Source organism: Methylomonas sp. MS20 (assembly GCF_050275925.1).
Lineage (GTDB): Bacteria > Pseudomonadota > Gammaproteobacteria > Methylococcales > Methylomonadaceae > Methylomonas > Methylomonas koyamae_A.
Window position 1 is genome coordinate 1781177 of sequence record NZ_CP189962.1, and the last position, 18679, is coordinate 1799855.

An 18679-nucleotide genomic window follows, 5' to 3' on the forward strand; every position below is an offset into this window, starting at 1 on the left:
CACAGGCCGACGGACGTATCCGTCACGGCGCGTGCATCAAACCTATTTCGCCGGTTTCGTTGCGACCTATCCAGCGTTCGATCAGCGGCGCGATCGCTTCCGGCGCCAGCTTTTGCAATTCCGCGGCCGTGGGCGCCACCAAATCCAGCAAATGGCGGTCGCGGCCCAGATCGGCGATTTTGAATTGGATTTGGCCGGTCTGACGGCTGCCCATCACTTCGCCGGGACCGCGCAATTCCAAGTCTTTTTCGGCAATCACGAAACCGTCGTGGCTTTCCTTCAAGATACCCAGGCGTTGCTTGCCGAGTAGCGATAACGGAGCTTGATACATCAAGACGCAGAAGCTTTCCCGGTCGCCGCGGCCGACTCGGCCGCGCAATTGATGCAATTGCGATAGACCCAAGCGCTCGGCATTTTCGATGATCATCAAGCCGGCGTTGGGAACGTCCACGCCGACTTCGATGACCGTGGTCGCCACCAACAAGTCGCATTCGTGACGCTTGAAGGCCTGCATCGCGGCGTCCTTGTCCACCGTTTTCATGCGGCCGTGTACCAAGGCGATGCGTACGGCCGGCAGCGCTTGCGTCAATAACACCGCGGTTTTCTCGGCGGCTTCGCATTGCATTTGCTCGGATTCCTCGATCAAGGTGCATACCCAATAGGCTTGGCGGCCCTGAACGACCCAGTGACCGATGCGGGCGATGATTTGCTCGCGCCGCTCGGCGGGTAGGACGCTAGTCGTTACCGGCCGGCGGCCGGGCGGCAGCTCGTCGATGATCGAAATATCCAGATCGGAGTATTGCAGCATCGCCAGCGTGCGCGGAATCGGCGTCGCGGTCATCACTAATTGGTGAGGCCGCATGCCGGTGTTGCTGCCTTTTTCCCGCAGGGCCAAGCGCTGATGCACGCCGAAACGGTGCTGTTCGTCGATGACGATCAGTCCCAGTTTGTGAAATTGCACCTGGTCCTGAAACAGCGCGTGGGTGCCGACCGCGATGCCGGCGCCGCCGTCGGCCAGGGCTTGCAGCGTGGCTTGTCTGGCCTTGCCCTTGAGCTGGCCGGTCAAGAAATGCACTGGATAGCCGGTGTCGGCAAACCAGGTCGAGAAATTGCGGAAATGCTGCTCTGCCAGCAACTCGGTCGGCGCCATCACCGCGACCTGATAGCCGCTGTGCAGCGCCATCAAGGCCGCCAGCGCGGCGACCACGGTCTTGCCCGAGCCGACGTCGCCTTGTACCAGCCGCAGCATCGGTTGGGCCTGCTCGCAGTCGGCCTGAATTTCCGCGCTAACCCGTTGCTGGGCGCCGGTCAGCCGAAACGGCAGCCGTTCGATAAAGGCTTGCTTGGCTGAGTTTTCGAAATGAAATTCCGGCGCTCGCCAGCGTTTAAAGCTTTGTTTGCCTTGTAGGAGCGCTAGGTGATGAGCCAGAAATTCTTCGAACGCCAATCGCCTTAGGGCTGGGGATTGGCCGTCGCTGAGCTCGGCAATGTTTAAGTGCGGCGGCGGATTGTGTAGGGTTTGCAAGGCCTCGGCTAACGGCGGAAAACCATTACGGCTCAACACGGCGGCCGGCAGCCAGTCGCGGATACCGCCGCCTTCGCTTAAACATAAAGTCAGCGCCTGTTTGACCGCCTTGCGTAGCGTGGTTTGCGGCACGCCTTCGGTCAACGGATAGACCGGCGTCAGCGTCGGTTCGCAAAGTTGCTCCGGGGACTGGACGATCCGGTATTCCGGATGCACCATTTCCAAACCGGAGTAGCCGTAACGCAATTCGCCGTAACAACCGATCAGGGTACCTGGCTTGAGCTGTTGGCTTTGTTGCACCGAGAAATGAAAAAACCGCAACGATAAGCTGCCGCTGGCATCGCCGATCCGGCAAATCAGGCTGGGCCGGCCGCGTTGGATGGCGTCTATAAACTCCACCGTGCCGCAGACTAACGCCGACGTGCCGGGCAATAATTCGCCGATCGGCGTGATCCGGCTGCGGTCCTGATAGCGCAGGGGCAGATGGAATAGCAAATCCTGAAGCGTGCGAATGCCAAGCTTTTCCAGACGCGCGGCCGATTGTGCGCCGATGCCGGTCAACTTGGTGACCGGTTGTTGGGTGGGTTCCAGCGGAACGGATAGTGATTTAAGCATGCCGCCAATTTGGCATGCTTGGCGCGGAATGGCAATGCCCGGCTGTTGCAAGTCTTGTTGGTCCCCGCGAACCAAGCTAGTCAGGCCAAAGCGGCGCTGACCGAGTAATAGCAATACAGCAAGCCCGCGATACCGACCAGCAGCGAACCGAGTCGTTGTGAAGTGCTGGGTGCCGGTACCGCCACGCCGCGACTGCCAACCAAAGCCAGCCCGTAATATAAAGGTATCACGACACTCAAATGACCCAGCTCCACGCCCAGGCTGAACGCGGCGATGGCCCAGGCCACTTGCTCTGCCGACAGCGCGGCGATGCTGTCCAACAAGCCCCCAGCAAATCCCAAACCGTGAAACAAGCCGAAGCCGAATGCAATCGCTTGCCTGGGTTTACCGTGGCTGAGACGGGGCCAGACGACGTTTTGCAGCGACACCGCGACGATGCTGAACGCAATCATAGGCTCGACCAATCGCGGCGATACCCGCCACCAATCCAGTACCGCCAACGTCATCGTCAATCCGTGGGCCAGCGTGAACAGCAACACGATGACCGCCAATTCGCGCAGCGAACCGACCGCCAGCACCAGGCCGGCGACGAACAGCAAGTGATCGTAGCCGTGCAAGATATGCCGCCAACCCTGAACCGTGTAATCCCAGCCCAAGCGACTGTCGAAGCCGGCTGCGTCCAACGATAGTCTCAGTATTTCTTGGTAAGCCAGCAACGCTTGATTGACCAAGTGCCCGTCTCGATAAACGCTCAAGCGGTAGCTGACTTCCCACGGATTGCCCGGCGCAAACTCGATTTCCCGCAGCAGGTTTTGGCCGATCTTCACGACGCCGGGTCTTTCGACGGGCAGCGGATAGGTTAGCCGATAGACTAACGCCTGGTTGAGCGTAGTCGGTGCCGACACGGCTTTCCCGGTCAACGATACGGAATCGGCGGTAAGGTGCAGGTGGGCCAGCAGATAGTCGCCATGTCGATCCAGCGCTTGAGCGTCGATGCCGCTGTCGGCCGGCGCGCCTCGGTTGGCGATAACGATTTGCTCCAGCGGCACCGTCATCTCCAACAAGATTTGCTCGGTGCCGATATGCAAGGTTGCCGAACCTTGCGCAATCGGATGGGAAAAGCTAGGCCGGCCCGCCAAGCCGCCAGCCACTTGCAGACAGAAGCACAACAAGCAAAGCCGGCAAAGGCTAGCGATGCGCATGGAAATCGTCGTAATGCGGATTGATTTGCCGGGCGCGTTCCAACGCCGCCCGGCCTTCGGCGTCGAATCCCGCCGCCAGCAGAATCATGCCGGCATGGCCGTATAGATGAGCGTCTTCCCAGCGGTAGCTCAGCGCGGCACGGGCGTGAGCGACCGCCGCCTGGATTTGTCCGTCGCGGAACAGCGCCCAGGCCAACGCATCGTGGCTCACGGCGTTCGGCCGCTGTTCGAGATCAAGTCGCGCCCAAGCGCTGGCGTTGGTGCCGTCCAGATAAGCGTCGGCGTACAAGGCCGCCAGATGATGGTAGTACTGGGTTTGGCCATTGCGGGTGGCATCCAGGTAAAAATCCAAAGCCTTGTCGTGCCAGTATTTCGCCGGCTCGGCTTGGCCCAGGAATTGGTAAAGATCGCCCAGGCTTTGATAAAACTCCGGCTTGCGGGTGCAGAGCGCCAATTGCTGATAAACCGCCACGGCTTCGGCGTAACGCCGTTGCGCCGCCAGCCATTCGCCCCAGTAATCGGCGGCCAACCAATAGCCGGAATAGGCGCGTAGCGCCAACCGGTAGTGTGTTTCGGCCGCGCCGGCATTGCCGTGACTCAGTGCTAGATAGCCGCGCTGCAGTTCCAGCCAGGCAAAGTCGCGCATGGTTTTGGCGGTCAACATCTCCTCGGCGTCTTGATAGCTTTGCTCAGCCCGTTCGGTCTGTCCGGTTTTGTCCATCAGCAACGCGTATTGGGCCAACAGCGCCCAGTCGGTTTGCCGAGCCGATTCGGTCAGCAACTTTTGAGCATCTTCGATGCGGCCTTGCTGCAAGGCGATGTCGATCGCCAAGCCGAGCCGGCTCGGCGCGTCGTCCCAATTGGCCTGTGCGGCCAGTTCGGCTAGATGAACCGCTGCTTCGGCGGGTTTATGGTGGTGAGCGGCCCAGCGGGCCTCCAGCATCCGTAGCGCCGGGCTATCCGGCGCCGCGCGCCGCGCCGCCGTCAAGCGTTGTTCGACGGTGGCGCGGTCGCCGGGGGTGGCGCTCAGCCAGTAGCGTTGGGCGGCCAACATCGCCTGATTGACCGGGCTTTCGCCCGAAGTACCGGCCGCTAAATCGGTCAGCTTCGACCAATCGCGACGATAATCGGTGGTTTCGAAAGCGCCGAACAGTGCCAATGCCAGCCCCGCCCAGGCGGCCAGCATCCAGCCCGCCACCGCGAGAGCCATTCTCGTGGCTGACCGGGTTCGCGAGCGGACGCGGTCGCCACGCGGCGCGCCTGCCGGTCGGTGCATGGCTTCGGTAACGGCTTACCAGGGCTCGGCCAGATACGGGAATTCGGTTAAGAACGGCTTGTCGTTTTTGACCGGATTCGGCGTGGTTTTGGGCTCGATTGGGGCGGAAGCCCATAGCGCCGGGTTGTTCAAGGATTCCACGCTGCAGGGTTTGCCGCCGCACCCGTTTTCCATGGCCAGAAACAAGGACAAAAACCGCGTCGCCACCTGGTCTTCCAGGCGCCGGCCGAAGGGCCACGAGCCGTTGGTATCCATGTCTATCGACGCCACGTTCGGAATAAAGATTTCGAAGGTGCGCGGCGGTTTGATGTCCAGGCCTTTGACGTTCCAGCTGTTGTCCGGCATGTTGACCCGTTGGAAAAAACACTTTTTGGAGCGCTTGAAGGCCTCGATCGCCAGATCGTAGGTCTTGAACACCGAGACCGGCGCGTTGGAATGGTCGAAGCAACTGTTCAGCCCCAGTGCGTTGATCGACGGCCCGAAGCCCCAGCCCAAGTGGGCAAAGCGCTTGACGTAGACCTCGCCGAGTTTGACGTTGTCGGCCAGTTGCTTTTCGTCTTCCCGCAGATTCAGCGCGGCATCCAGGAAGGGTACGCCGTCCACGTCGACTTTTTTGTAATCGCTCAGACGGTTGTTGAAGCCGGCCACCGGCGCCGGCGATTCGTGCGCGCCACCGAGCTTGGCCAGCAACGACCATTGCGAATGTTCCGGAATCGCCTTGGCCTTCGCCGATGCGCGCAGCATCCAACTTTCACCCCATGTCCGGACAATGCGTTCGGTTTCCGGGTTTTTGGTCAAAAACTTCAGCGGCAGTTCCAGCACAATCGCGTTGACGTTGCCACCGGCGCGGGCGTCCTGGCCGGTATAAACGAAGCGGAAATTACCGTTGGCATCCTTGTAAAACCGGTTGCCGTTCCAGGTCATTGGCTGCTTGGGTAGGTCTTTTTTGACCGTGATGCCCCAGTCAGGCAGGTTTTTGTCGTAATTGAAAAAGCTGTTGCCTTCCAGTTCAAGCAAGGTCTTAGGAATCCTGGCCTCGGCGGATTTTTTGTCCTTGACCGGCACGTGGTAATACTGCGGCGCGTAGTTGATCGATCGGAAAAAACCGGGCAAATCGTTGAAGAAAGCATCGTCGCGGCCGCCGACGAAGGTCTTGATCGCGAATCCGTTCGGCGTTTTCAGTTCGACGACTTTGTTGGTATCGATCACCTGCGAGAAATCGCCGTCGGGAAAGCCCAGGAAATCCAGTTTCGCCTGGTTTTGTTGATTGAACGTGACCCTCACCTCGCCGGGTTTGAAATTAATGTATTTCTTGCCGACCGCTTCGGCGTAATTCAGCAGGTTTTTCAAATCGATTTGGTCGCCCATGCCCAGCGCTGCGCGCGGATCGGGATCGAATTGGATCCGGTAGAGCAGGTCAGTGTCGAATACCCCGGCCTTGGGAATGGACGCGAAGGTCAAGGCCACGACGACTTGTTCGCCCTGACCTTGGTCGGCACTGGGGTAGCCGAACAAATCGTACAAATCGGCGGCGCTCGGCGGGATGTCGGCGAAAATCGAGTTGATCGCGTTGGGGTCGTTGTGGTCGGCGGCTTGACCGAAGTGCGGAATCAGGCATAGGCCGAGTGTCGCTAGACCGATTCGGCAGGTACGTGCGGTGCGAAACGAACGGAAGATGTGCATGGCTGTGATCCCCTTCTGTAGTTGTTGTAGGGAAAGCGCCGTTCGGCGAGGACGCGGGCCGGACCGGATTCGGCTGGGGCGCGAGTGTCGAAACGGAGTCTGCAAGCTAACTCCAGACCCGAATAAAGTCAACGTTACGAAATGTAGGCTTATTTTATGGAACGGGAGCCGGAACATTTTGCAATGTCCCATAGGCGTAATTGAGTGAAAAAATTCACCGCTTAAAAAAAAATTTTGGTCTACGATTCACATTATTGGCAACCTACTAACGCCTTCCAAGGGGGTAGACCGTGGTGACAGGCGCGAAATCCTTAACTCTCGCTGGTAACGCACTCCGCGAAACTCCTACCATCTTTACTAAGCCGCCGCTAGGCGCAACGCTTGCTCGCCGTCTGTTTTCGAATCGGCGCACCTCCGAACTTGCCCGCTTACCGACCGGCCTCCGTCCTCCGGCCGGCGGTTTTTTTTGCGCCTGGATACGGCAGCAAGGCGAGCCGACTTCGGTTTCGGCCGCGCGGATTTTTTTAAGCTCCAGTTCCGTTTATCGATGTCGTCTTGACTCGCCGCCGCTTGGCTGAGCGCGACTTCGATCGAATCCCGTACCGGGCGGCGCCAAGGCGCGGCTCGGTTTAACTCACGGCTTGCCGAGCGGCGCGTCATCGCGCGCCACCGCTCGAGAAGCCGCGCGAAAAACGCAGCGGCGCGGGATGGCCCGCCCAGGCACAAGCCGCTGTCGGCGTTATCGAGCAAATGCCAATAACCATAACAAGGCGTTGCCCGCTGAATCTATCTATCCGGAGGAAATCATGAACTCACAACTACCCAAGTTATTGGCGCTGGTGGCGATACTGGTATCGTCGTCAACGGCGCACGCGACGTTTTGGTCCAAGGCCGGCAAGGTCAAGGACGAAGCCCTGCAAGCCGGCCGCGGCGCGGAAACCCTGAAGGGTGCCGACGACGATTACTTCAAGGACATGGACTACGGCGCCAGCAAGGACCCCGAGGCCTTGGCGCGCGCGCTGAGCCCCTACGTGCCGGGCATTTCCGCCAAGGATGCCCACGACGCGGTGGTACGCGGCCGCAACAACTGGATTGTCTGGACCGCCGGCAACGACCGCTTCTGGAACGACATCGGCAAAACCAGCGTCGGTACGCTGGATTTTTTAAAAATGCTGTCCAGCCACGACACCTTGAAATTCAGCCGCGACAATCGCTGGAATTATTTGGGCTTGGTCAACGAACCCTGCTTTAAAAAACCGACCGCGCCGCGCCAGGACCGCTATGGCCTGTGGCTGGACGAACGGACCGGCGATTGCCCGGCCGACCCGTTCGAGGACGAAACGAAATATCCCGGCGTTAAAATCGGCGCGCGCGGTAAAACCGTGCCGGTAGGCTCCTACTACGGTTACGCGACCGGCGTGGTCGGCTTGCGTTTGTTTCCGAATCCGGATTTCGACGAGAAAGCCGCCAAGGCCTGGAACCCGGAAAAGTTCTATAACGATCCCAGCTATTACAACAACAAAGACCTGATCCGGCCTTACCGGGTCGGCATGTCTTGCGGCTTTTGCCATGTCGGCCCCAATCCGTCCAATCCGCCGGCCGATCCGGAGAACCCGAAGTGGGAGAATTTGAATTCCAATCCGGGCGCCCAGTATTTTTGGATAGACCGGATTTTCTCCTACGAAGCCGATCCATCCAGCTTCCCGTTCCAGTTGTTCCATACCTCGCGGCCCGGCGCGCTGGATACTTCGCTGGTTTCGACCGACTACATCAACAATCCGCGCACGATGAACGCCGTGTATAACCTCGGCGCGCGGATGAAAAACGCGCTGAAATTCGGTCAGGAACGCATCGCCGGCGGCGGTCTGAACAATCGTCAGTTCAACGATTTGAAACTGCCGGCCGAAAGCCCGCTGAACAGCTTTTTCAAACAACCGGATACGGTGTGGACGCCTCGGGTGTTGAAGGACGGTGCCGATTCGGTCGGCGCGCTGGGTGCGTTGAACCGGGTGTTCGTCAACATCGGCCTGTTCAGCGAGGAATGGACCGAACACTTCCGGCCCTTGATCGGCGGCGAAAAAATCTCGCCGTTTCCGATCGCCACCGCCCGGAAAAACTCGTCCTACTGGAATGCCACCGAGCAGCAAACGCCCGATCTGGCTCTGTTCTTCCTGGCCACAGCCCAGCCGGATTATCTTAGCAAGGCACCCGGCGGCGAACAACATCTGAAAGCCTCGGCCGAGGTGTTGACACGCGGCAAGGAAGTCTTCGCCGAAACGTGCGCCCGTTGCCATTCCAGCAAATTGCCGGAAAAAGCCTATAGCTTCTTCCCCAACGGTTGCGTCGGTTCGGATTACCTAAGCTGCTGGAACAACTACTGGAAGTGGAGCAAAACCGACGAGTTCAAAACCGAGATGAAGGCCATCGTCGCCAAGCCGGACTTCCTGCAAGACAACTTCCTGTCCACCGAATTGCGGGTACCGGTGACCTTGCTGCAAACCAACGCCTGCAGCCCGTTGGCGACCAACGGCTTGGGCAACAACATCTGGGATAACTTCACCTCGCAAAGCTACAAGGATCTGCCGTCGGTCGGCAAATACACGGTGCATCATCCGATCACCGGCGCCGCCTACGACTACGACATGCCGGGCGGCGGCCGCGGCTACACCCGGCCGGCCTCGCTGGTCAGTCTGTGGTCGACCGCGCCGTATTTACTGAACAACTCGGTCGGCAAGTTTTATCCCAGCGGCTCGGTCGAAGACCGGCTCAAATCCTTCGACGACTCGATCCGGCAAATCCTGTGGCCCGAAAAACGCAGCGGCAACCGCGACATCGTGGTGGTCGATTCCGCCAATCCCGCCGAACGCAAGGTCTTGAAAGGCCAAGTTGACGTGACCACCGCCAGCAGCTATCTGCGGGTGCCGAAAGGCTATCTGCCGGACTTGCTGCAACCGCTGGTCGAGCCGTTCAGCTTGTTGAAACCTTGGGCCTTCGATAAGTCCGGCGTGGAACTGGGGCCGATTCCGAAAGGCACGCCGGTGAATCTGGTGTCCAACATGAACCTCGATCCCAGCGATCCCAAGCACGTGTTTCACTTAATCAAAGTGCTGAAGGACGTTAAAAAAGCCTTGAAAGCGATTCCGCAAGGCGCCAGCGACGAAGAGGCCATCAAGGTTTTCGATGACAGAAAAATCGTCGATGACATGTTAAGCGTCAGCAAATGTCCGGACTTCGTGGTCAATCGCGGCCATTACTTTGGTACCGACTACTTGGCCGAGGAAAAAGACCGGGCCTTGAGCGACGCCGACAAGGAAGCCTTGATCGAATTGTTGAAAACCTTCTGATCGGGGAAGCCACTATGAGCGATAGCACAAAATATGACTATATCGTGGTGGGGTCGGGTGCCGGCGGCGGCACCCTGGCCGCTCGATTGGCGGAAAACGGCCGCAAGGTGTTGGTGTTGGAAGCCGGCGGCGATCCGCTAAAGATGCAGGGCGGCAACGCGATTTCCGACGCCAACCGCCTGCCGGAAGACTACCAGGTGCCGGTATTTCACGCCCTGTCCAACGAGAACAAAGCCATGCGTTGGGATTTTTGGGTGCGCCATTGGGGCGATACCCAGTTGCAACGCCGCGACGAGAAATATCGCGACGTTTGGGATGGCGAAAAGGTGGACGGCGTGCTGTATCCGCGCGCCGGCTGCCTGGGCGGCTGTACCGCGCACAATGCGATGATCACCGTGTACCCGCATAACGACGACTGGAATCACATCGCCGATCTGACCGGCGACGCCAGCTGGCACGCCGACAACATGCGCGGTTATTTCGAGAAAATGGAAGACTGCCACCATCGTCTGCCGAGCTACCGCTGGGCCGCCAAATTGGGTATCAACCCGACTCGGCACGGCTTCGGCGGCTGGTTGCAAACCGAAAAAGCCATCCCGTTGGAAGCCCTGGGCGACAAAACCCTGGTGCAAACCCTGAAAGAATCGGTCGAGGAAGTTTGGAAAAACATCGATACCGATCCTATCGAAGGCGCCGAATGGTTCGGCGAAAGCCTGGGCGATCCCAACGATTGGCGGCTGGTCGAGAAAAACGCTACCGGCTTACGTTATCCGCCGTTGATGACCCGCAACCACGCCCGTTTGAGTACTCGCGACCGCTTGCTGGAAGTACAGCAAAAACATCCCGACCGGTTGCATATCGAGTTGAACGCGCTGGTGACCCAGGTGTTGTTCGACAATGACAATCGGGCCATCGGCGTTGAATATCAAAAAGGCGAAAAACTCTACCAAGCCCATTATCAGCCGGCGACGCAATCCGGCGAAACCCACCAGGTATTCGCCGCCAAGGAGGTGATCCTGGCCGGCGGCGCCTTCAACACCCCGCAGTTGCTGATGCTGTCCGGCATCGGCCCGAAAGCGGACCTGGAGCGCTTGCGTATCCAGGTCCGCGTCGATCTACCCGGCGTCGGCAGCAATTTGCAGGACCGCTACGAAGTCGGCGTCGTCAACAAGATGAAACAGGACTGGGAAGTTTTGAAGGGCGCCCGCTATGCCAAGGGCGATCCGCAATACACCGAATGGGAAACCCAACGCAAGGGCGTGTATACCACTAACGGCGCGGTGCTGGCGGTGATCAAGCGTTCATTGAAACAGCGCAAGTTGCCCGATCTGTTCTGTTTTGCGTTGCTGGCCCGTTTTCAGGGTTACTTCCCCAACTTCTCGCAATGGATACCGGAGTTGAATTACCTGACCTGGGCGGTATTGAAGGCGCACACCAACAATCGGGGCGGCGAAGTGAAATTGAAATCGGCCGATCCGCGCGAGCGGCCCTACATCAATTTCAAGTATTTCGAGGAAGGCACGCCGGACGGCGGCGAAGACTTGGAATCGGTGGTGGCCGGCGTCAAATTCGTGCGTAGCCTAACCGCGCCGCTGATCGCCAAGGGCATCATCGAGGAAGAAGCCTTTCCGGGCGCGGCCGTGCAAACCGACGACGAAATCCGCGACTTCATCCGCTATCAATCCTGGGGCCATCACGCCTCCTGCACCTGCCCAATCGGCGCCGACGGCGACGCCATGGCGGTGCTGGACAGCCGGTTTCGGGTGCGCGGCGTGAAAGGCTTGCGGGTCGTGGACGCCTCGGTCTTCCCGAGGATTCCGGGTTTCTTCATCGTCTGCGCGATCTACATGATCGCCGAAAAAGCCGCCGATGTCATTCTGTCGGAGGCTTGATTCGTAAACCGTCACCCGGCGAGTAGCCGCTAGTTTGCGGCTATTTGCCGGCTTATTTGAGCCTACTCTTCTTATTTTTTGTAAGGTATGACACTCTCCAAACGACTCAGCCTGTAGTCGGTCCGACTAAGGAGATTAACGCATGTTGCTGAGCGCAGAGATGAACCCACCCGATCAATTGAACGAAGTCCTGCTGGCCGAACATCGTCCGGTGTTGTTTCGTTACGCCTTGCTGCAATTGAAGGATAACGAGCTGGCCGACGATGCGGTGCAGGAAACCTTGCTGGCCGCTTGGCAATCGTCTGCGAATTTCCAAGGCACGGCTGGTTTGCGTACTTGGTTGATCGGTATTTTGAAACATAAGATTGCCGATCATTGGCGGCGAAGTGCACGAGAGATCACCGCCTCGGATTTCGATCAGCACGATGAACTCAGCGGTGAAAACTACGAGGATGACTGTTTCACTGAAAACGGCCGCTGGATTAGCAAGCCTGCTGCTTGGAACGATCCTGAAGCAGCACTCAAGCAACAGGAATTCTGGATGATTTACGAAACATGTCAGAACAACCTGCCGCCGAAAATGGCCCAGGTGTTCATGTTGCGCGAACTGGTTGGATTGGAAGCAGAGGAAGTCTGCCAGGAGACAGGCATCAGCGACGCCAATTACTGGGTCACCATGCATCGCGCCCGCTTGCGGTTGCGCGAATGCCTGGAAATTCGCTGGTTTAATCGATCAATCAATTAAAAGGAATGCCTGATGCGTCATTGTAAAGAAATTACCGAATTGGTATCCATCGACTTGGATAAGCCGCTTCGGCTAAGCGAGAAAATTGCAGTCAATGTTCATCTGCTGATGTGCTCTCATTGCCGAAACTTCCGCAACCAAACCGAGTTTATTCGTAAAGCCGCTAGAAGCTATTGGGACCATCGTTCCAAATAGCGTCTAACCGCCAGCACTGCCATTTACGATGAGCTTCGCTGGCCGAGTTTTTCCGCCGCCATGCGGGTACCCAATACGCGAGCCTCGATTTTGGCAAATGCGGTATCGCGGCCGGTCGAGGTATCGTCTTCGAATGGCGAATAACCGCAATCGTCGGTCGTTCCTAATTGACCGAGCGGGATAAACTCGGCGGCTTGCAAGACGCGGTCGCGAACCGTTTCGGGCGATTCCACATTCGAATCGAGCACGTCGATTACGCCGACGAACACGCGTTGCTCTGGGCGGAGATACTGTTTGATGACCGCCAGCGCGCGTTCGGGATAGGTGTCGCTGGCCATCTGCACGTAAAAGTTGCTCGCTTTCAAATTGAACAGCTCCGGCAACAATTCGGCATAATCGACATCGGCGCTGTGCGTGCTGTCGCAATCGCCGCCGGGACAAGTATGTACCCCGATACGGCGCCTCAATTCCGGCTGGAAACGTTCCAACACTCGATTGTTCAACTCGATGAAGCGCCTCAAAAGCTGTTTAGTTGGGTCCAACTTGACGGCGAGTCGGCCTTCGGTAAAGTCTATCTGTACGCAATGTGCGCCTGATTCCAGGCAGCCGCGTATATCCCTTTCGGCTTGGTCGACCAGATCGGCCAAAAACGTGGCCTCGTCATAATCGGCAAAGCCTTCGCTCGGATACAGCAAACTGAGCGCGGAAGCGGAAATGACGGCTTGCTTCACCGGTACCGTGGCATAGCGCATGGCCGCTTGCAAATAATGGTCGGCATAAACCCCGTACCGAAACGGGCCCGCCGTCAATCGCGGCAGTTGCCGGCTATGGCCGTCGGAAAAAGGTATCGTCAGACCGTCGGCGGCAATATTATCCAAATTCGCCAAGGGATAGGTAGCAAAACTGGGTTTGCTTTGCTCGCCATCGCTGATCACCGGAGAGCCCGTGGCTTCGAAGCGTTGCACGGTATCCCGCAATGCGGCGTCGTATTCGGCTTGCAACGTTTCGGCGGATACGTTGCCTTGATGGAATTCGCGCAGACAGGCCAATAAATTCGGGGGGCGTGGGATGCTGCCGATCGGTTCGGTTGGGATGAACATGTGCGCTCCTTAATTTGGGTGATTGGTTGATGTTCGCGGTATTGTTATAGTGAATCGAATACGAACTGTCAACATTATCTAACCTCAATGTAATATATTGTCATGCGATTACCGCCTCGCGAGCAACGCGATGTTTTGAAAATCGGCGAACTCGCCGAACAACTTGCCACGACGCCACGCACGATTCGTCTTTACGAAGAATTGGGCGTGATCGTGCCGGCTCGCACCGAGGCCGGCACTCGTCTCTATGCCCGAAAAGACATGAAGCGTATGGAGATTGCCTTGACGCTCAGTCGCTGCGGAGTGGACCTGGAGACGATAGGCCGCTTAGCGACGCTACGCGACCAGTACGAAACCGGATCGAAGGCGAGTAAAAACGTGCTACCGGAGCTAACCGCTCTGAAAACCGCACTTAGCGATCAAATCGAACGCCTTACCCAACTGGAACACGATATTGCGAAGGCTAGCGATTTGATCGGCCACTGCCGAGATTGTCCCAACCGGCCTAACCGGCAGGATTGCCCTCATTGCGAGGTTGATAAGCAGGTTGAGTCGTCGGATATCGCCCGCTTGATTTGGGACCCCGATACCCCTTAAAAATTTTGTAAGGAATTTCGAACGGCTCCGACTGATAGAGCAGGAAGGCATTGTTGCTTGTCCTGATCATTAATTTATCTATCGGAGAGAACACCATGAACAAAAAAACCTTGTCTTTGACATTAAGCAGCGCGTTGGCTTCAACCTTACTCAGCGCGGCGCCCGCCATTCAAGCGGGTGAAAATCCCTTTGCAATGTCCAGCATCAATCCCGCTCAGCAATTGGCGGCGGCGGACGGTAAATCGGCCGAAGCGGGTTGCAGCGCCAAAATGAAGGAAGGTAAATGCGGTGAAGGCAAATGCGGTGCCAACAAAATGAAGGACATGAAAGGCGCCGAGGGCGGTTGCAGTGCCAAAATGCCGGAAGGCGGCTGTAGCGCCAAGATGCCGGAAGCCGGTTGCAGCGTTAAAACCGCAAAATAAGCCGGAGTCGCGCCGATGTCTATCACCCATCCTTTCCATTTGAACGGTGCCGGTTTGGGCTTGCGCCGCAGCATGCTGCCGGCCTTGCAGGTTGAAGTGCCCGACTGCATCGATTTTTTCGAAGTATCACCGGAAAACTGGGTGGGCGTCGGTGGTTATCTCGGCAAGCAGTTCCGTAGTCTGACCGAGCGCCACCGCTTCGTGGCGCACGGTTTGGCCCTATCTTTGGGCGGCCCCGCGCCGCTCGATACTGCATTTTTAGGCGAACTGAAACAGTTTCTCGATCACCATGATTTTGCCCTGTACACCGAGCACTTGAGTTTTTGCAGCGACGAGGGGCATTTTTATGATTTATACCCGATCCCTTTTACGGAGCGGGCAGTCAAGCATGTCGCCGGCCGGATTCGCCAAACTCAGGATATTCTGCAACGGTCCATCGCCCTGGAAAACGCTTCTTACTATGTCCAGCCGCCACAGGCGGAGATGGACGAACTGACATTCATCAATGCCGTACTCAGCGAAGCCGATTGCTTTCTGCATCTGGATGTCAACAACATCTATGTCAATAGCGTCAATCACGGCAACGACCCAATTGCATTCTTACGCAGCTTGCCCGGCGAGCGCATCGTCTATGGGCATGTGGCCGGTCACGATCTGGAACCTTCGGGCTTGATCATCGACACCCACGGTCAGAATACGATCGAGCCGGTTTGGGACTTGCTGGCCGAGGCCTATCGAAGTTTTGGCGTTTTTCCGACCTTGGTGGAACGCGACAGTAATATCCCGTCATTGGCTGACTTATTGATCGAAGTGGAACGAATTCGTGACTTACAAAATAGTCATCGGCATTGCTGCGGCACACGTGGCCTCAGCGAGGTGGCGGCATGAACCCGACACCGGCTTTTCAACAGCAGCAAAAACAGTTTCTGAATTATCTGCGTCAACCGCAAGCAGCTCGATTACCTGCGGGATTCGCCCCTGAACGGCTAGCCGTGTATGTCGATCTGCTCTATAACAAATTCGACGAGAGCCTGACGGCCTGTTTTCCGGTCATTCACAGCCTGCTGTCGAAAGAGGACTGGCGAAAGTTGCTGCTGGAATTCATCGCCGAACATCGCTGTCTGACGCCGTATTACCGGCAAATTCCCGATGAGTTCCTGCAATATCTGCAACAGGAACGCCAGCAGCAGCCTGGCGAGTGGCCGTTTTTAGCCGAACTGGCGCATTTCGAATGGATCGAATTGCAGTTGTCGATTGCCGAGTCGGAGCCGGTAACCCGGAAGACGCTGTCTGCCGCCGATTTACTTAACAATGTCCCGGTATTGGCACCGGTCATGCAGTTGCTGCATTACCGCTGGCCGGTACAAGACATAGGCCCAAACTGTCTGCCGAATCAGCCGCCCGAATCGGTCAATCGCATCCTGGGTTTTCGCGATCGTGATGATCAAGTGCGATTTGTCAGCCTAAGCCCGGCCACGGCGAAGCTAATTTTGCTGCTCAATAACGGCATGACCGGGCAACAGACCTTGCAGGCCATAAACGGCGGCACCCCCGCGGATGCACAATTTCTGGAATTCGGCCGGCGCATGCTGCTCGAATTGCATCACCAGGACGTGATCATCGACGTCCAACTGATTTGAACCTTGGAGCTTTGGCCATGAACGATCTCATCGAATCCCCCGAAAACACCTGCACGGCCTACGTCGAGCGGCTGGGCGCTATTTCCAACCGGCTTTCTCGCTGGTTTGATCATCAACTGCATGGCCTGGCGCCGATTTTTCCGCGCCTGTTGTTGGCTTACGAATTTGGCGAAGCTGGCCTGGAAAAGCTCAACGGCGAGAATTGGTTTGCCGATTTGAGTTTTCCGTTTCCGTTCAGCTTATTGCCCGCCAATTTGAGTTGGGGCTTGGCTACTGGTCTGGAAATCATCGCGCCCATCGCCCTGATCCTGGGCTTTATGACCCGTTTCTTCAGCGCGGCACTAATGTTGTTGACCGTGGTTGCCATCGCCGCCGCACATTGGCCCACCGAATGGCATACCCTGGCCGAATTATGGAAAGGTTATGCGGTTATCGACAAAGGTTACGGCAATTTCAAACTACCGCTGGGCTATTTATTCATGCTCGGTTCGTTGGTGCTGAGCGGCAGTGGACGAGTGGGCGTTGATGCCTGGTTAAATCGACGTGCCGCTTCAGTATCGGCAAAATCCCCGCAATAGCGGGGATCGGGTTATTGATTATTCTGGGTTTCCGCTCAGACGGGAACGATCAAGATGAATCATTCGGCGCATACCTTGACCAGCTCCGCGTTTAAGCACACTGCCGGTTGCCGCATTGCGCGGGTTCATCCCAGGCTTCGGCCTGAAAAGCGGTATCCAGCGGCGCATGAATGATATGGTTGGTGTAGTTGCTCAAGGTTTTGAATGCCACGCCCAGTAACACTTCCAATACCTGTGTCCGGCTGTAGCCTGCTGTGATAAATTTGTCCAAGGTTTGCTCGCAAACTACACCTCGGTTTTTCACCACCGCGCGTGTAAAGCCAGCCAGAGCGTCCAATTTGCTGTCCAGCAGCGGTTTACCATTGCGTAAGTCTTCAACGATTGAGGGATCGGCCTTCGCTGAAAATCGTGGAAACGGAGCGTTAGCGAAGTGACGATTTTTAGTCCGCGATAGGCGTAGCGCCGGGCGGGTTTTCGCAGCGAAGCGGAGAAAACCTGCAAGGCATCGCGAAACGCCATCAAGTCATGCGAGAGCCCATGTTTCGCCCCCTTGTTGGGGCGAAACGAGGCGACGCGGACGAATCGGGGCCGCCGGAGGCATTGGCGGTCGCGTAATTTTTGCCGATTTTTCGGGCAAGGGATTGCCGAAAAATCTTTCGCAAAAATAGCGACTCCCCGGTTATCTGGGCGGTGTTGAGCATGGCTTGAATAGTGTGTATGGCGATCTAAAATAGCAAACTAGGCTAGGGCTTGGGGTCTAAAGCGGCTATCGTAACGGCAAACCGGCGCGTTGTGGGTAACGGCGTCGATTCGGCCGTCGGCGTTAGAGTTCTACTTTGTCAGATGACTAAATAAGCATCGTCATTCCGGCCTGGATGACCGGACCCGTTAGAGCGCGGAGCGAATCCGGACGCCATGGCCGGATTTAAGCCAACCCTCCATGGCGCTGGATGCCTGTTTCCCGGCGGGCATGACGGTCTTGAACAAATCCGACAAAGTATAGAATTAGCGCCATGCTAAGTCGGCACGACCGGCCCATTGCAGGGGCTTTGACGCCGGTCGGTCCTTGAGGCGGTTGTCAGCCCAAGGTCTGAATAAAATCGGCCAGATCGGTCAGCGTCTTGCCGCTGGCTTCGGCGGTCACGCCGAGGTGTTCTCGAGGCGCTTGCACGCGATTGACCCAAAAGGTCGGATAGCCGAAGGCCTTGGCGCCGGCCGCGTCCCAGCCGCCGAATGCGGCGAAGACGATTTGCTCGCGCGGTAGACCGAACGCTTCCGTACCCATCCGATACGCGCGAGGGTCCGGTTTGTAGGCCTTGACCCGGTCGGTGCTCAGGTGCTCCTCGAAAATCCCTTCCAGACCGGCCTGTTTGACGCAGGCGTCCAACATCGTCGCGGTGAAGTTAGACAAAAACGCCAAGCGTAATCCGGATGCCTTTAAACGGAGCAAGGCCGCCTTCGCGTCCGGCCAGGCGTCTAGCGACATAAACGCTTGCATCAAACGCTCGCGCTTCTCGCCGGTCAATTCCAGCGCATGTTGTTGGGCGGCAAAGATCAATGCCTCTTCGGTGACCTGCCAGAAGTCGGCATAATTGCCCATCAAGGTGCGCAGCCAAGCGTACTCGAATTGACGCGTCCGCCAGGATTGCGCCAGGGTTTGGCCTTGGCCGGGAAACAAGGTTTCCGCCAGCGCGGCGATCGGTCGGGGATCGAAAGTCGTAAAGCCGTCGAAGGCGACCGCCTTGATGCGGTTTGCTGCCTTGGCTTGGGTAACCTGTAGCAGCAGGCCGGCGCTGGCGGCACCGGACAGGCGTAGAAATTCGCGGCGGGTCAGTGGCATGGCAACTCCAAAGTGAATAGAACGA

General features: G+C 57.5%; 16 protein-coding genes. 9 read left to right on the plus strand and 7 right to left on the minus strand.

Annotated elements, in window-relative coordinates; all coding sequences use genetic code 11:
- Nucleotides 1-22 precede the first annotated feature (22 nt).
- The 4 genes from recG to ACQE3D_RS07730 form a co-directional block, all read right to left on the minus strand.
- Nucleotides 23-2140: an ATP-dependent DNA helicase RecG gene (recG, locus tag ACQE3D_RS07715; RefSeq protein ID WP_427551502.1), complete on the minus strand. Its 2118-nt coding sequence runs from the start codon at nucleotides 2138-2140 to the stop codon at nucleotides 23-25.
- A gap of 80 nt (nucleotides 2141-2220) precedes the next feature.
- Nucleotides 2221-3342: a HupE/UreJ family protein gene (locus ACQE3D_RS07720; RefSeq protein ID WP_427551504.1), complete on the minus strand. Its 1122-nt coding sequence runs from the start codon at nucleotides 3340-3342 to the stop codon at nucleotides 2221-2223.
- Entirely contained in the window at nucleotides 3329-4552 is a 1224-nt protein-coding gene (locus ACQE3D_RS07725; RefSeq protein WP_427551505.1) for a hypothetical protein, read from the minus strand. Before ACQE3D_RS07725 ends, ACQE3D_RS07720 begins: the two co-directional genes overlap by 14 nt.
- Nucleotides 4553-4633: 81 nt before the next feature.
- Nucleotides 4634-6301 (minus strand): DUF4331 family protein, encoded by a 1668-nt coding sequence (locus tag ACQE3D_RS07730; RefSeq protein WP_427551506.1) that lies wholly within the window; start codon nucleotides 6299-6301, stop codon nucleotides 4634-4636.
- A gap of 806 nt (nucleotides 6302-7107) precedes the next feature.
- On the opposite strand from ACQE3D_RS07730, the gene ACQE3D_RS07735 reads away from it, so the two are divergent.
- From ACQE3D_RS07735 to ACQE3D_RS07750, 4 genes are all read left to right on the plus strand, one after another.
- The gene (locus ACQE3D_RS07735) at nucleotides 7108-9645 is read left to right on the plus strand and encodes a hypothetical protein (protein WP_427551507.1); all 2538 of its coding nucleotides are present in this window, start codon (nucleotides 7108-7110) and stop codon (nucleotides 9643-9645) included.
- A 14-nt stretch (nucleotides 9646-9659) separates the two neighbouring features.
- Complete coding sequence (locus ACQE3D_RS07740; RefSeq protein WP_427551508.1) at nucleotides 9660-11537, plus strand: GMC family oxidoreductase; 1878 nt, start codon at nucleotides 9660-9662, stop codon at nucleotides 11535-11537.
- A 142-nt stretch (nucleotides 11538-11679) separates the two neighbouring features.
- A complete protein-coding gene (locus ACQE3D_RS07745; RefSeq protein WP_427551510.1) occupies nucleotides 11680-12282 on the plus strand; it encodes a sigma-70 family RNA polymerase sigma factor in 603 nt (200 codons plus the stop codon).
- Nucleotides 12283-12294: 12 nt separating this feature from the next.
- Nucleotides 12295-12477, plus strand: a complete 183-nt coding sequence (locus tag ACQE3D_RS07750) for a zf-HC2 domain-containing protein (RefSeq protein WP_205450505.1) — start codon at nucleotides 12295-12297, stop codon at nucleotides 12475-12477.
- A gap of 23 nt (nucleotides 12478-12500) precedes the next feature.
- Here ACQE3D_RS07750 and ACQE3D_RS07755 read toward each other — a convergent pair whose 3' ends face one another.
- Nucleotides 12501-13577: a cobalamin-independent methionine synthase II family protein gene (locus ACQE3D_RS07755; protein WP_427551511.1), complete on the minus strand. Its 1077-nt coding sequence runs from the start codon at nucleotides 13575-13577 to the stop codon at nucleotides 12501-12503.
- Between the two features lie 102 nt (nucleotides 13578-13679).
- Between ACQE3D_RS07755 and ACQE3D_RS07760 the strand changes: the two genes are divergently transcribed.
- The 5 genes from ACQE3D_RS07760 to ACQE3D_RS07780 all read left to right on the plus strand — a co-directional run bounded on the left by ACQE3D_RS07760 (nucleotide 13680) and on the right by ACQE3D_RS07780 (nucleotide 16814).
- The gene (locus tag ACQE3D_RS07760) at nucleotides 13680-14174 is read left to right on the plus strand and encodes a MerR family transcriptional regulator (protein WP_205450507.1); all 495 of its coding nucleotides are present in this window, start codon (nucleotides 13680-13682) and stop codon (nucleotides 14172-14174) included.
- Nucleotides 14175-14269: 95 nt separating this feature from the next.
- Nucleotides 14270-14596 carry a hypothetical protein gene (locus ACQE3D_RS07765; protein WP_205450508.1) on the plus strand — a complete coding sequence of 109 codons (327 nt, stop codon included), beginning with the start codon at nucleotides 14270-14272 and terminating at the stop codon, nucleotides 14594-14596.
- A gap of 15 nt (nucleotides 14597-14611) precedes the next feature.
- Nucleotides 14612-15484: a DUF692 domain-containing protein gene (locus ACQE3D_RS07770; RefSeq protein WP_427551513.1), complete on the plus strand. Its 873-nt coding sequence runs from the start codon at nucleotides 14612-14614 to the stop codon at nucleotides 15482-15484.
- Complete coding sequence (locus ACQE3D_RS07775; protein ID WP_427551515.1) at nucleotides 15481-16236, plus strand: DNA-binding domain-containing protein; 756 nt, start codon at nucleotides 15481-15483, stop codon at nucleotides 16234-16236. Before ACQE3D_RS07770 ends, ACQE3D_RS07775 begins: the two co-directional genes overlap by 4 nt.
- Nucleotides 16237-16253: 17 nt before the next feature.
- Nucleotides 16254-16814: a DoxX family protein gene (locus tag ACQE3D_RS07780; RefSeq protein ID WP_427551517.1), complete on the plus strand. Its 561-nt coding sequence runs from the start codon at nucleotides 16254-16256 to the stop codon at nucleotides 16812-16814.
- Nucleotides 16815-16905: 91 nt separating this feature from the next.
- On the opposite strand, the gene ACQE3D_RS07785 is transcribed toward ACQE3D_RS07780, so the two are convergent.
- Together ACQE3D_RS07785 and ACQE3D_RS07790 are read right to left on the minus strand one after the other, a co-directional pair.
- Entirely contained in the window at nucleotides 16906-17085 is a 180-nt protein-coding gene (locus ACQE3D_RS07785; RefSeq protein ID WP_427551519.1) for a hypothetical protein, read from the minus strand.
- A gap of 807 nt (nucleotides 17086-17892) precedes the next feature.
- The gene (locus tag ACQE3D_RS07790; protein ID WP_427551521.1) at nucleotides 17893-18654 is read right to left on the minus strand and encodes a haloacid dehalogenase type II; all 762 of its coding nucleotides are present in this window, start codon (nucleotides 18652-18654) and stop codon (nucleotides 17893-17895) included.
- Nucleotides 18655-18679 lie beyond the last annotated feature (25 nt).